Origin of the sequence: Streptomyces sp. MUSC 14 (assembly GCF_001866675.1) — a bacterium.
In the GTDB taxonomy this organism is placed as follows: domain Bacteria; phylum Actinomycetota; class Actinomycetes; order Streptomycetales; family Streptomycetaceae; genus Streptomyces.
In genome coordinates this window covers 1-13,682 of sequence record NZ_MLYN01000025.1, presented here as the reverse complement: position 1 = coordinate 13,682, position 13,682 = coordinate 1, and the positions used below count along the sequence as shown (strand labels likewise).

The window sequence follows — 13,682 nt, the reverse complement described above, 5'->3', positions numbered from 1 at the left end:
CGGGCCCGGGGTCTGCGGCTGCCCTTTCGCTCAACTTGACGTACCGCAAAGGGAAACGGTTGCTCCCTGATCTCTAACGGGTGGATCACGGCGGGACCGCCACCCGGCCCAGCCCGCACCGGCGGGCGGCCCCCACGCGCCCCTACCCCTAGGACTCCCCGCGAATCACCGCGAGCACGCCGTCCAGTTCGTCGGGCTTCACGAGAACGTCACGCGCCTTGGAGCCCTCGCTGGGCCCCACGATGTTGCGGGACTCCATGAGGTCCATGAGCCGCCCGGCCTTGGCGAAGCCGACGCGCAGCTTGCGCTGGAGCATGGAGGTCGACCCGAACTGCGTGGAGACGACCAGCTCGGCCGCCTGGCACAGCAGGTCGAGGTCGTCGCCGATGTCCTCGTCGATCTCCTTCTTCTGCTTGGTGCCCACGGTGACGTCGTCCCGGAAGACCGGCGCCATCTGGTCCTTGCAGTGCTGGACGATGGCCGCGACCTCGCCCTCGGTGACGAACGCGCCCTGCATACGGGTCGGCTTGTTCGCCCCCATCGGCAGGAACAGGCCGTCGCCCTTGCCGATCAGTTTCTCGGCGCCGGGCTGGTCGAGGATGACCCGCGAGTCGGCCAGCGAGGAGGTGGCGAAGGCCAGTCGGGAGGGCACGTTGGCCTTGATCAGACCGGTGACCACGTCGACCGAGGGGCGCTGGGTGGCGAGCACCAGGTGGATGCCGGCCGCGCGCGCGAGCTGCGTGATGCGCACGATCGAGTCCTCGACGTCCCGCGGCGCGACCATCATCAGGTCGGCCAGCTCGTCCACGATCACCAGCAGGTACGGATACGGCTGGAGCTCGCGCTCGCTGCCCTCCGGCGGCTTGACCTTGCCCTCGCGGACGGCCTGGTTGAAGTCGTCGATGTGCCGGTAGCCGTAGGCCGCGAGGTCGTCGTAACGCAGGTCCATCTCGCGGACGACCCACTGGAGCGCCTCGGCGGCCCGCTTGGGGTTGGTGATGATCGGCGTGATCAGGTGCGGGATGCCCTCGTACGCGGTCAGCTCGACGCGCTTGGGGTCGACCAGGATCATCCGGACGTCCTCCGGGGTCGCCCGGATCATGACCGAGGTGATCAGGCAGTTGATGCAGGACGACTTGCCGGAGCCGGTGGCGCCCGCGACCAGCATGTGCGGCATCTTCGCCAGCGAGTGCATCACGTAACCGCCCTCGACGTCCTTGCCGAAGGCGACCAGCATCGGATCGTCGTCCTCGGCGGACTCCGCGAGCCGCAGCACGTCACCGAGGTTGACCATCTCCCGGTCGGTGTTCGGGATCTCGATGCCGACCGCGGACTTGCCGGGGATGGGGCTGATGATCCGCACGTCCGGGCTGGCGACCGCGTACGCGATGTTCTTGGCCAGGGCGGTGATCCGCTCTACCTTCACGGCGGGGCCGAGCTCCACCTCGTAACGGGTGACCGTCGGGCCGCGGGTGAAGCCGGTGACGGACGCGTCGACCTTGAACTCGGTGAAGACCTGGGTGAGCGAGGCGACGACCGCGTCGTTGGCCTCGCTGCGCGCCTTGCCGGGCCCGCCGCGGGTGAGCAGGTCCAGCGAGGGCAGCGCGTACGTGATGTCCCCGGCGAGCTGGAGCTGCTCCGCGCGCGGGGGCAGGTCGCGGGGCTCCTCGGGGGCCTTCTTGGTCAGGTCCGGGACGGTCCCGGCCGTGAGCTTCTCCTGCCTGGGGCGCGCGGCCGGCACCGGCGAGGGCGCCGGAGCGGGCTCGGGCTCGGGCGCCGGCGTCGGTGTGGGCACCGGGGTGGTCTCTTCGCGCCCGCCGGTGCTGACGCCCTGGGTGAGGTCGGCGACCAGCGGGGACGGCGGCATGCCGTGCAGCACCGCGCCGTCGAGCGCGGCAGCGGCGGCCGCCGCGACGTCCACAGCGTCCATCTGGCGCTGCGGATCCGGCTGGGGCACGGCGGAACGCCTGGGCCGCCCGCGACGCTGCGAGAGGGCCTCTTCCTCGGCGCCGTCGGGGTCGTACGACTGGGGGGCGGCAGAGCGCCTGCGCGGGCGCGCGGGCAGCGCCTCGCGCCACTGCTCGTCGTAGCGCTCGTCGTCCTCGGTGAACTCCTCGGCCTCGTGGTCGTGCAGCACGCCCAGGCGTACGCCGAGCGCGCGCAGCCGCTGCGGGATGGCGTTGACCGGAGTGGCGGTCACCACGAGCAGGCCGAAGATCGTCAGCAGCGCCAGCAGGGGTACGGCGAGCACGTCGGTCATGGTGTACGTCAGCGGGGTCGCCGCCGCCCAGCCGATGAGACCGCCGGCGTCCCTTATCGCCTGCATGCCGTCGCTGCGCGCGGGCGAGCCGCAGGCGACGTGGACCTGCCCGAGCACGCCGATGACGAGCGCGGACAGCCCGATCACGATCCGTCCGTTGGCCTCCGGCTGCTCCGGGTGCCGGATGAACCGTACGGCGATCACCGCGAGCAGTATCGGCACGAGCAGGTCGAGCCGGCCGAAGGCGCCGGTGACGAGGATCTCCACGAGATCGCCGACGGGGCCCTTCAGATGGGCCCAGGTGCCGGCGGCGACGATCAGCGCGATACCGAAGAGCAGCAACGCGATGCCGTCCTTGCGGTGCGCGGGGTCGAGGTTCTTCGCGCCTCGCCCTATGCCGCGGAAGACGGCGCCGACGGCGTGCGCGGCGCCGAGCCACAGAGCGCGCACAAGCCGGTACACGCCCCCGGTGGGGCTGGGTGCCGGCTTCGGCGGCGCGGCCTTCTTCGCCGGCGCCTTCTTCTTGGCGGGCGCCTTCTTGGCCGGGGTCTTCTTCGCCGCAGCCTTCCTCGCCGGAGCAGCCGCCTTCTTCGCGGTCTGCTTCTTGGCTGCGGAGGGACGTGAGGCCATGGGTGTGAGGTTACCGGGGGAGACGACAGGGGACACGTGTGCCCACAGCTTCACCCGTTCGTGTCGCCCTTGCGGGGACTCGGAACTGACGTGCGCTCATGGGCAACCGCCGCCAGGGAACACGTCAGTTCTGCGCCGGCACCGACGAACCGCCGGCCCCGGCACCCGGTTCCAGGGCGTCCAGCGCACGGCGCAACCCGGTGAGTTTGCGCTCCAGATGGGCCGCCGTGGCCACCGCGGCCGCGTCCGCCGAGTCGTCGTCCAGCTGCTTGGACAGCGCCTCGGCCTGTTCCTCGACGGCCGCGAGCCGCGCCGAGAGCTCGGCGAGCAGCCCGGCCGCCTCCTTGCCGCCGCCGACCGCGCCCTTGCCGCCGCCCTCCAACTGGAGCCGCAGCAGCGCCGCCTGCTCGCGCAGCTGGCAGTTCTTCATGTACAGCTCGACGAACACCGAGACCTTCGCGCGCAGCACCCACGGGTCGAACGGCTTGGAGATGTAGTCCACCGCGCCGGCCGCGTAGCCCCGGAAGGTGTGGTGCGGGCCGTGGTTGATCGCCGTGAGGAAGATGATCGGGATGTCCCGCGTCCGCTCCCGGCGCTTGATGTGTGCGGCCGTCTCGAAACCGTCCATGCCAGGCATCTGGACGTCCAGCAGAATGACCGCGAAATCGTCCGTGAGCAGTGCCTTGAGCGCTTCCTCCCCGGACGATGCCCGCACCAGCGTCTGATCGAGCGCCGAGAGGATCGCCTCCAGCGCCAGCAGATTCTCCGGCCGGTCATCGACCAGGAGGATCTTGGCCTTCTGCACCATGGCCCGCCCTCCTCGCCCCGGCGGTACACCGGGCGCCGCCCCAGGGGACGACTCCCTATCGCCGCCCGTCCTTGTGCCGGTCATCGTAGCCGCACCCCGCCCGTCGCCACACCCTGTCACCGCGATGTCACTGTGCACGTAGCGGAAACGCCGCGGAGGCCCGGATGGTTCCCGGAATCCGGCGTTCCCATACGCGCACAGCTCACTCGGGCCCTACCTTCGCAGCCGCCCCACGGGGGCAACTCCCGACGCCCGCCAGAGGTTCCCCGGGTGTTCACATCCCGGTGAACCTCTTTTCTCGTCACCTCGTGATCTCGCGTCACCTCGCGCCCATCCACTGCTGCATCACGGCCAGCAGGTGGTCCGGGTCGACCGGCTTGGTCACATAGTCCGAGGCACCCGACTCGATCGCCTTCTCCCGGTCGCCCTTCATGGCCTTCGCCGTCAGCGCGATGATCGGCAGGCCGGCGAACTGCGGCATCCTGCGGATCGCCGTGGTCGTCGCATACCCGTCCATCTCCGGCATCATGATGTCCATCAGCACGACCGCCACATCGTCGTGCTGCTCCAGCACCTCGATGCCCTCGCGGCCGTTCTCGGCGTACAGCACCGAGAGGCCGTGCTGCTCCAGCACACTGGTCAGCGCGAACACGTTACGGATGTCGTCGTCGACGATCAGCACCTTCTCGCCGCCGAACCGCACCGCGCGCGCGGGGTGCAGCGTGCCTTCCAGTTCGGCGGCCGTCCAGTGCTCCGCCCGCGGCTCACCCAGCGGCAGGGCGGCGCGCCGCCGGCGCCGGAACAGCGCCGCGGGGCCGTTCTGCGTCTCGCGGTACGACTTCACCTCGGCCGGCGTCTCGATCTCCACCGCGGACAGCTCCGAGGACGGCTCCGCCTCGGAGGCCAGCAGCTCGCCCGCCCCCAGCGGAGGCACGGACTGCTGGTAACCCTGTGGCGGCAGTTCGCTCGGGTGCAGCGGCAGGTACAGGGTGAACGTCGAGCCGCGGCCCGGCTCGCTCTGCGCGTGGATCTCACCGCCGAGCAGCTGCGCGATCTCCCGCGAGATCGACAGGCCCAGGCCGGTGCCGCCGTACTTGCGGCTGGTCGTGCCGTCCGCCTGTTTGAAGGCCTCGAAGATCACCCGCATCTTGCTGGCCGCGATGCCGATCCCCGTGTCCGTCACCGAGAACGCGATCAGCGGCGCCTCCGGATCGGTCAGCGCACCGGCCTCCAGCAACTGCTCCCGGATACCCACCGGCACATCCGCACCGGCCGGCCGGATCACCAGCTCCACCGAACCCGAGTCGGTGAACTTCACCGCGTTCGACAGCAGGTTGCGCAGCACCTGAAGCAGCCGCTGCTCGTCGGTGTGCAGGGTCGCGGGCAGCTCCGGGGAGACCCGTACGGACAGGTCCAGGCCCTTCTCCGCGGTCAGCGGGCGGAACGTGGCCTCCACGTAGTCCACGAGCTGCACGAGCGCGATACGCGTCGGGGAGACGTCCATCTTGCCCGCCTCGACCTTCGACAGGTCGAGGATGTCGTTGATGAGCTGGAGCAGGTCCGAGCCGGCACCGTGGATGGTCTCGGCGAACTCGACCTGCTTCGGCGAGAGGTTGCCCTCGGCGTTGTCGGCGAGCAGCTTGGCCAGGATCAGCAGCGAGTTGAGCGGGGTGCGCAGCTCGTGCGACATGTTGGCGAGGAACTCGCTCTTGTAGCGCATCGACACCGCGAGCTGCTCGGCGCGCTCCTCCAGGACCTGCCGGGCCTCCTCGATCTCGGTGTTCTTCACCTCGATGTCGCGGTTCTGCCGGGCCAGCAGCTCGGCCTTCTCCTCCAGTTCGGCGTTGGAGGCCTGCAGCGCCTTCTGCCGGTTCTCCAACTCGGCCGACCGCTCGCGCAGTTGCTCCGTCAGTTCCTGCGACTGCTTCAGCAGCTGTTCGGTCTTGGTGTTGACGGAGATGGTGTTGACGCTCGTCGCGATCATCTCGGCGATCTGGTTGAGGAAGTCCTTCTGGATCTGCGTGAACGGCGTGAAGGAGGCCAGCTCGATGATGCCGAGCACCTTGCCCTCGAACAGCACCGGCAGCACGATCACCTGCGCGGGCGGGGCCTCGCCGAGCCCGGAGGAGATCTTCAGATAGCCGCTCGGCGCGTCCGACACGAGGATCGTGCGCTTCTCCTCGGCGGCCGTGCCGACCAGCGCCTCACCGGGCCGGAACGACGTCGGCATCGAGCCCATCGAGTAGCCGTACGAACCCAGCATCCGCAGCTCGTAGTTGTCCTCGCCGTTGCCCAAGGCCTTGCCCTCGACCATCGGCATCGCCAGGAAGAACGCGCCGTGCTGCGCGGACACCACCGGCGTCAGCTCGCTCATGATCAGCGACGCGACGTCCTCCAGGTCGCGGCGGCCCTGCATGAGGGCGGAGATCCGGGCCAGGTTGCCCTTGAGCCAGTCCTGTTCCTTGTTGGCGATCGTGGTGTCGCGCAGGTTGGCGATCATCTTGTTGATGTAGTCCTGGAGTTCCTGGATCTCACCGGACGCGTCCACGTCGATCTTCAGGTTCAGGTCACCGCGGGTCACCGCGGTCGCCACGCGCGCGATGGCCCGCACCTGCCGGGTCAGGTTCCCGGCCATCTCGTTCACCGACTCGGTGAGGTCCCGCCAGGTGCCGTCGACGTCGCGCACGCGTGCCTGGCCGCCGAGCTGCCCCTCGGTGCCCACCTCACGCGCCACGCGCGTGACCTCCTCGGCGAAGCTGGACAGCTGGTCGACCATCGTGTTGATCGTCGTCTTCAGCTCAAGGATCTCGCCGCGGGCGTCAATGTCGATCTTCTTGGTCAGGTCACCCTTGGCGATGGCCGTGGTGACCATGGCGATGTTGCGCACCTGACCGGTCAGGTTGGACGCCATCTGGTTCACGGACTCGGTGAGGTCCTTCCAGGTGCCGGCCACACCCGGGACGTGCGCCTGGCCGCCCAGGATGCCGTCCGTACCCACCTCGCGGGCCACCTTGGTGACCTGGTCGGCGAACGAACTCAGCGTCTTCACCATGGTGTTGATGGTGTCGGCGAGCTGCGCGACCTCACCGCGCGCCTCGATCGTCACCTGCCGCGTCAGGTCGCCGTTGGCGACGGCCGCGGACACCTGGGAGATGTTGCGCACCTGCATGGTCAGGTTGTTGGCCATCAGGTTGACGTTGTTGCTCAGGTCCTTCCAGATGCCGGTGACGCCCGGCACATGCGCCTGACCGCCCAGGATGCCCTCGGTGCCCACCTCACGGGCCACCCGGGTCACCTGCTCGGCGAAGCTGGACAGTTGATCAACCATGGTGTTGACCGTCGTGACCAGCTCAAGAATCTCACCCTTGGCGTCAACAGTGATCTTCTTGGACAGGTCCCCCTTGGCCACCCCCGTCGTGACCTCGGCGATGTTGCGCACCTGGATCGTCAGGTTGTTCGCCATGAAGTTCACGGACTGCGTGAGGTCCTTCCAGGTGCCGGAGACGCCCTGCACCTCGGCCTGACCGCCGAGGATGCCCTCCGTACCCACCTCACGGGCCACCCGGGTGACCTCCTCGGCGAACGACGACAGCTGGTCGACCATCGTGTTCAGGGTGTTCTTCAGCTCCAGGATCTCCCCGCGCGCGTCCACGGTGATCTTCTGGGAGAGGTCACCACGGGCCACCGCCGTGGCGACCTGCGCGATGTTGCGCACCTGGGCCGTCAGGTTGCCCGCCATGCCGTTCACGGAGTCCGTCAGGTCCCGCCACACACCGGCCACACCGGGCACCTGCGCCTGGCCGCCGAGGCGCCCCTCGGTACCCACGTCCCGGGCGACCCGGGTCACCTGGTCGGCGAAGGCGGACAGTTGATCAACCATCGTGTTGATCGTGTTCTTGAGCTCAAGGATCTCGCCGCGCGCGTCGACATCGATCTTCTGCGACAGGTCGCCATTGGCCACCGCCGTCGTCACCTGGGCGATGTTGCGCACCTGGGACGTCAGGTTGCCGGCCATGAAGTTGACGGAGTCCGTCAACTCCTTCCACGTGCCCGACACGCCGTCCACCCGGGCCTGACCGCCCAGCCGCCCCTCCGTGCCCACGTCCCTGGCCATGCGCGTGACCTGGTCGGCGAAGCTCGACAGCTGGTCCACCATCGTGTTCACGGTGTTCTTCAACTGGAGCATCTCGCCGGAGACGTCGACGGTGACCTTCTGCGAGAGGTCGCCGTTCGCCACCGCCGTGGTCACCTGGGCGATGTTGCGCACCTGGCCGGTGAGGTTGCGGAATGCAGTGTTGACGGAGTCCGTCAAGTCCTTCCATGCACCGGCGGCGCCGGGCACCTGTGCCTGACCGCCCAGTTCACCCTCGACACCGATCTCCCGCGCGACACGGGTCACCTCGGCACCGAACGCCGACAGCTGGTCCACCATGCCGTTGACGGTGTTCTTCAGCTCCAGCATCTCGCCGGCCACGTCCACCGTGACCTTCTGCGACAGATCACCACTGGCCACCGCGGTCGTCACGGCGGCGATGTCCCTCACCTGGGTCGTCAGGTTCCGGAAGACCGTGTTGACCGAGTCCGTCAGGTCCTTCCAGGTCCCGGCCGCGCCCGGCACGTTCGCCTGCCCGCCGAGCCGCCCCTCCGCACCGACCTCGTTCGCCACGCGCGTGACCTCGTCCGCGAAGATGCGCAGCGTCTCGGTCATCTGGTTGATCGTCTCGGCCAGCTGCGCGACCTCGCCGCGCGCCGGAACCGTCACCTTCTGCGACAGATCACCATTGGCGACAGCGGTCGTGACCTGCGAGATCCCCCGCACCTGCGCGGTCAGGTTGCCCGCCATCGTGTTGACGGAGTCGGTCAGCTCCTTCCACACACCGGCCACCTCGGGCACCTGCGCCCGGCCGCCCAGGATGCCCTCGGTGCCCACCTCCCGGGCCACGCGCGTGACCTCGGAGGAGAAGGCCGACAGCTGGTCCACCATCGTGTTGACGGTGTTCTTGAGCTCCAGCATCTCGCCGGCCACGTGGACCGTCACCTTGCGTGACAGATCACCCTTGGCCACCGCCGTGGTCACCAGTGCGATGTCCCGCACCTGCGCCGTCAGCCGGTCGGCCATCGTGTTGACGGATTCCGTCAGGTCCTTCCACGAACCCGACATCCCGCGCACCCGGGCCTGCCCGCCGAGCTTGCCCTCGGTGCCGACCTCGCTCGCCACGCGCGTGACCTCGTCGGTGAACGTCGACAGCTGGTCCACCAGATTGTTGACGGTACGCCCGACCTTCAGGAACTCGCCGCGCAGCGGATGCCCGGCACCGTCGTCCTGCGCCTGCGTGCGCAGCTCCATCCGCGGCGACAGATCACCCTCGGCGACCGCCGTCAGCACCCGGCTGACCTCCGACACCGGCCAGACGAGATCGTCGACCAGCGCGTTGGAGGCGTCGATGGCGGTCGCCCACGAACCCTCGCACGCCCCCGTCTCCAGCCGCTCCGTGAGTTTTCCCTCACGCCCCACCATGCGCCGTACCCGGGAAAGCTCCCCGGTCAGATGCATGTTCCTGTCGGCCACCTCGTTGAAGACGGCGGCGATCTCCGACATCACGCCGTCACCGGACACGGTGAGCCGCTTGCGGAAGTTTCCGTCACGCATCGAGACGAGAGCCGCCAGCAGCCGGTTCAGGGCAGCCGTGTCCACGGCGGTGGTGCCGCCGCTCCTGCCCAGGGACGGTCCGCCTTTCGCGCGCGTCTTCGTGCCACGCGTCGCCGCGCCAGACTCCACTGTGTCCCTCCCGGAGGGGTAGACCGCTACTGCCGTGCTCTGCCGCTTCGGTCCCGGTCGCCGGTCATCGGCATACCGGATACTTCCGCGTACCCATTACTGCTGCGTATTTCTGCCAGACGAGATCCGGCCGCACCAGAGGCTGCTGCCCGCCGTACACGGAACGCACGCAGCCCGACCCGACCTTCATCAGAAGCTTGCCCAGTGTTTCACCCGGGCCGAACCAGGCCATAACAGTTCGGCAGCTTCGCACATCGCCCGCACACCGTGGGGGGTAAACACCGGCGACCGGCATCCGCACGGACGGCGAAGGTAAGTAACCTTGCATCCGGCTGTCCAGCCGCACCGGTCCGACCGGCCTGGGCGGTAGCACGAGCACGAGGGGCATCGGAGGGGCGGCCGCAGACCATGACCACCGGAGTCATCCCCGGGGGACAGCCCCCGGAGCAACAGCCGACGGGCGAGCTGCTGCCCCAGCAGCGAAGCGAGCCGGCCGGCCATGCTGCCCTGCACGCCGACAACCGGCCGAGGAGTTCTGTGATCACCGCGCGCGCGGCCGCCACCTTCGAGCCCGTCGGGCGGTCGGTCGCGACCGCCCGGTCCTTCGTCCGCGACACGCTCCAGGGCTGGGGCTTCGCCGACATCGTCGACGACGCCGTCGTCCTCACCAGCGAACTGGTGACCAACGCCGTCGTCCACGCGGGCACCCACGCGGACGTCCTGTGCCTGCGCACCGACGACGGTGCGCGCATCGAGGTCTCCGACCGCTACCCCGAGCGCGAGGTCCCCCTCCAGAGCGCCGCCGCCACGATGGGCAGCCCCGACCGCGAGGGCGGCCGCGGCCTCCAGCTGTGCGCGGCCCTCGCCGCCCGCTGGGGCGTGGACTACACCCCCACCCACAAGAACGTCTGGTTCCAGCTCCATCTCCCCCAGCGCCCGGTCGGCACCCGCTCCGCCGGGCCGTCCCTGCCCGCCGAGCTGCTGCCGCTGGCCGACGGCCGGGTCCGGGTCGCCGTCCTCCAAGTCGACCGAAAAGGCTCCCTGACCGCCTGGAACGAGGACGCCGAGGAACTCTTCGGCTACGCCTCGGACGAGGTCATCGGCAGGCCCCTCACCGAACTCGCGGCCTGGCCGCACACCCCGGGCACCAGCACCGGCGTCGCCGAGGCCCTCCAGCTCTCGCGCTGGGAGGGCAGTTACGGCATCCGCGGCGCCGACGGCCGCGTGGCCCCGGTCTACGCCTCGCACCTCCGGGTCCGCGACACCGGCGGCGAGCCCTCCACCGTCTGCCTCCTGGTACGGGACCACGAGCGCGCCGTGCTCCAGACGCCGCTGCGCGTCCCGGCAAGCGACCAGAACCAGCCGTCCGACGGCCCGAACACCGATCCCTTCGAGGTGTTCATCGGCTCCCCCGCCCCGGACGACCTCGACGGCCTGCTCCAGCGCACGGTGGAACGCGCGCGTGACATGCTCGACGGCGACTCCGCCTTCCTGCTGCTCGCCACCGACGACGAGACCGAGTTGGAGGTCCGCGCCTCCACCGGCCTGCCCTCCGCCCGCCAGCGCTTCGCGCGCGTGCCCGTCGAGGCCGGCCCCGGACGGTACGGCTCCGCGCGCATGCCCGCCGTCCACGACGACCTGACGGCCGTACCCGGCGCCGTCCCGCTCCTGTCCGGCACCGGAATGCGCTCGGTCGTCACGGTCCCGCTGAAGGTCGAGGGCCGCCTCACCGGCTCCCTCGGCGTCGCCGCCGAGGGAGCCGGCAGATACTCCAACGAGGAGGCGCTGCGCCTCCAGTTCGCCGCCGACCGCATCGCCCTGGCCGTCGAGTCGGCCCGTCTCGGCGAACTGGAACGCCTGCGCCGCGGCTCCCTCAGCTTCCTCGTCGAGGCCTCCGACCTGCTGGCCGGCACGCTCGACCGCGACCAGACCCTGGCCCTCATGGCCCAGATGACGGTCCCGACCCTGGCCACCTGGTGCGCCGTCTACACGATCGCCGACCAGGCGTCCGACCCGTATCTGTCCTACGTCCTGCACGAGGACGAGGAACTCATCGACGGCATCAAGTCGTTGCTCTCGAAGATCGCCCCGCCCGACCCGGTGCCGACCCCCGGCGCCCGCGTGTGGACGGTCCCCGCCGAGGTGGCCCACCAGGCGGCGCTGCGTACCTCCATGCGCACCCTCGGCCTGTCCGGCGGACCCGCCCACCGGATCTCCTCCAGCATCGGCCCGACCCTGGCCACCGCCTCCGCGGTCGGCGGCGAGACGGTCGTCCTGCCGCTCGTCGCCCGCAACCGCGTCATCGGCATGCTCGTGCTCGGCAAGCCCACCGACGAGCACTTCCGCCAGGAAATCCTGGAACTGGCCGAGGACCTGTCCCGCCGGGCCGCGCTCGCCCTGGACAACGCCCGCCTGTACTCGGAGCGCACGGCCATCAGCCAGGCCCTCCAGCGCAGCCTCCTGCCGCCCGGCACCCCGCACATCGACGGCGTCGAGGTGGAGGTCATCTACCGCGCGGCCGGCGAGGGCAACGAGGTCGGCGGTGACTTCTACGACCTCTTCCCGATCGGCAACGGCGCCTACGGCTTCGCCATCGGCGACGTCTGCGGCACGGGCCCCAACGCCGCGGCGGTCACCGGCCTCGCCCGGCACGCCCTGCGCCTGCTCGCGCGCGAAGGCCTCTCCGGCCCCGCGGTCCTGGAGCGTCTGAACTCGGCCATCCTCGACGAGGGCGACCGCAGCCGCTTCCTGACCCTCCTCTACGGCGAGATGCGCCTTCAGGAGGACGGCAGCGCGGAGCTCAAGGTGGTCTGCGCCGGCCACCCTCTCCCGCTGCGCCTGCGCCAGGACGGCACGGTCGTCGCGGCCGCCGAACCCCAACCGCTGCTCGGCGTCATCGAGGACCTGGAGCTGTACGAGGAGACCGTCACCCTCGATCCGGGCGACGTACTGCTCTGCGTCACGGACGGCGTCACCGAACGCCGTGAGGGCACGCGCATGCTGGGCGACGACGGCCTCGCCGACGTCCTCACCACGTGCACGGGTCTGACGGCCGGAGCAGTCGCGGCCCGCATCATGCGCGCCGTGGAACGCTTCGCGTCCGACGCCCCGTCGGACGACATGGCGATTCTGGCGATGCGGGTCCCGGGAATCCACCAGGACGCATGAGGGCCTCAGGCTGCGAGGCCTTGAGGGCATGAAAAAGGGCCCCACCCGAGAGGGTGGAGCCCTTTTCTGCCGGAGCCCCCAAACGGAATCGAACCGTTGACCTTCTCCTTACCATGGAGACGCTCTACCGACTGAGCTATAGGGGCCTGTCGCTTTCGAGGCTTTCCTCGCGGCGACAAAGAAACTGTACCCCGAACCGCCCCGGGTTCCCAAATTCGTTCGGGAGCCGTTCAGAAGGCGGGCTGGAGCAGCCCGCCGAGCGCGTTGCACGCCGAAACGATGCGCTGCATCTCCCGCTTGGTGAGCGCGGCATCGACGGGGAGTGCGAGCGTCTCGTCGGCCGCCAGCTCGGTCTCGGGCAGCGACACACACCGCCGGAACTCCGGCAGCCTGTGCACGGGAGTCTTCACCGGCACCCGGCACTCGACTCCCTTAGCGCGCAAGGCTCGTGCGAAAGCGTCCCGGTCCGGCCGGCCGTTACCCGGGACCCGCACCACGTACTGCTGATACGTGTGCCCGTCGCCCCCGTCCGGCGTCCGCACTCCCTTGAGTTTGGCGTCCAGGTAGGCGGCCCGCTGCCGACGCTGCGCTATCTCGTCGTGCGGCGCCTCGGACTCCCCCTGCTCCAGCATGAGCAGGCCCTGCCGCTGGCCCAGCACGTGCAACCGCCCGATGTCGGCCCGCCGTCCGAAGCGATGCACGGCAACGACCGCCGCCGTACGCGACGTTACGGCCGCCTCGACGGCGCCGGGATCGATGCAGTACGTCAGCGGGTCTATGTCGGCGAACACCGGCAGCGCACCGGCCAGGGTCACGGCCTCGGCGACCTCGACGTTCCCGAAGGCCGGTACGACGACCTCGTCACCGACTCCCACACCTGCGGCCCTGAGCATTGCAGCAGTTCCCATGTGCTGGATGTTCGGCGCGCAACATGAACGACACGTTAAGTAAACGGTAAAAAGGCCGGACCCCGAACCGAAGTTCAGGATCCGACCTTTTTGGAAGAATTGTTCGGCGGCGTCCTACTCTCCCACAGG

The 13,682-nt window shown here is 69.7% G+C and carries 5 protein-coding genes and 1 tRNA gene; 1 reads left to right on the top strand and 5 read right to left on the bottom strand.

Annotated elements, in window-relative coordinates; all coding sequences use genetic code 11:
- Window positions 1-148: 148 nt before the first annotated feature.
- From BIV25_RS16310 to BIV25_RS16300, 3 genes are all read right to left on the bottom strand, one after another.
- Window positions 149-2,890 (bottom strand): DNA translocase FtsK, encoded by a 2,742-nt coding sequence (locus BIV25_RS16310; protein ID WP_177235304.1) that lies wholly within the window; start codon window positions 2,888-2,890, stop codon window positions 149-151.
- A 124-nt stretch (window positions 2,891-3,014) separates the two neighbouring features.
- Window positions 3,015-3,698 carry a two-component system response regulator gene (locus BIV25_RS16305; RefSeq protein WP_071373063.1) on the bottom strand — a complete coding sequence of 228 codons (684 nt, stop codon included), beginning with the start codon at window positions 3,696-3,698 and terminating at the stop codon, window positions 3,015-3,017.
- A 319-nt stretch (window positions 3,699-4,017) separates the two neighbouring features.
- Window positions 4,018-9,477: a HAMP domain-containing protein gene (locus BIV25_RS16300; RefSeq protein ID WP_107486149.1), complete on the bottom strand. Its 5,460-nt coding sequence runs from the start codon at window positions 9,475-9,477 to the stop codon at window positions 4,018-4,020.
- Between the two features lie 408 nt (window positions 9,478-9,885).
- On the opposite strand from BIV25_RS16300, the gene BIV25_RS16295 reads away from it, so the two are divergent.
- Window positions 9,886-12,645 (top strand): SpoIIE family protein phosphatase, encoded by a 2,760-nt coding sequence (locus BIV25_RS16295; protein ID WP_079176677.1) that lies wholly within the window; start codon window positions 9,886-9,888, stop codon window positions 12,643-12,645.
- Window positions 12,646-12,718: 73 nt separating this feature from the next.
- On the opposite strand, the gene BIV25_RS16290 is transcribed toward BIV25_RS16295, so the two are convergent.
- A tRNA-Thr gene (locus BIV25_RS16290) sits at window positions 12,719-12,791 on the bottom strand.
- 84 nt (window positions 12,792-12,875) lie between these two features.
- A complete protein-coding gene (locus BIV25_RS16285; RefSeq protein ID WP_071373060.1) occupies window positions 12,876-13,538 on the bottom strand; it encodes a DegT/DnrJ/EryC1/StrS family aminotransferase in 663 nt (220 codons plus the stop codon).
- Window positions 13,539-13,682 lie beyond the last annotated feature (144 nt).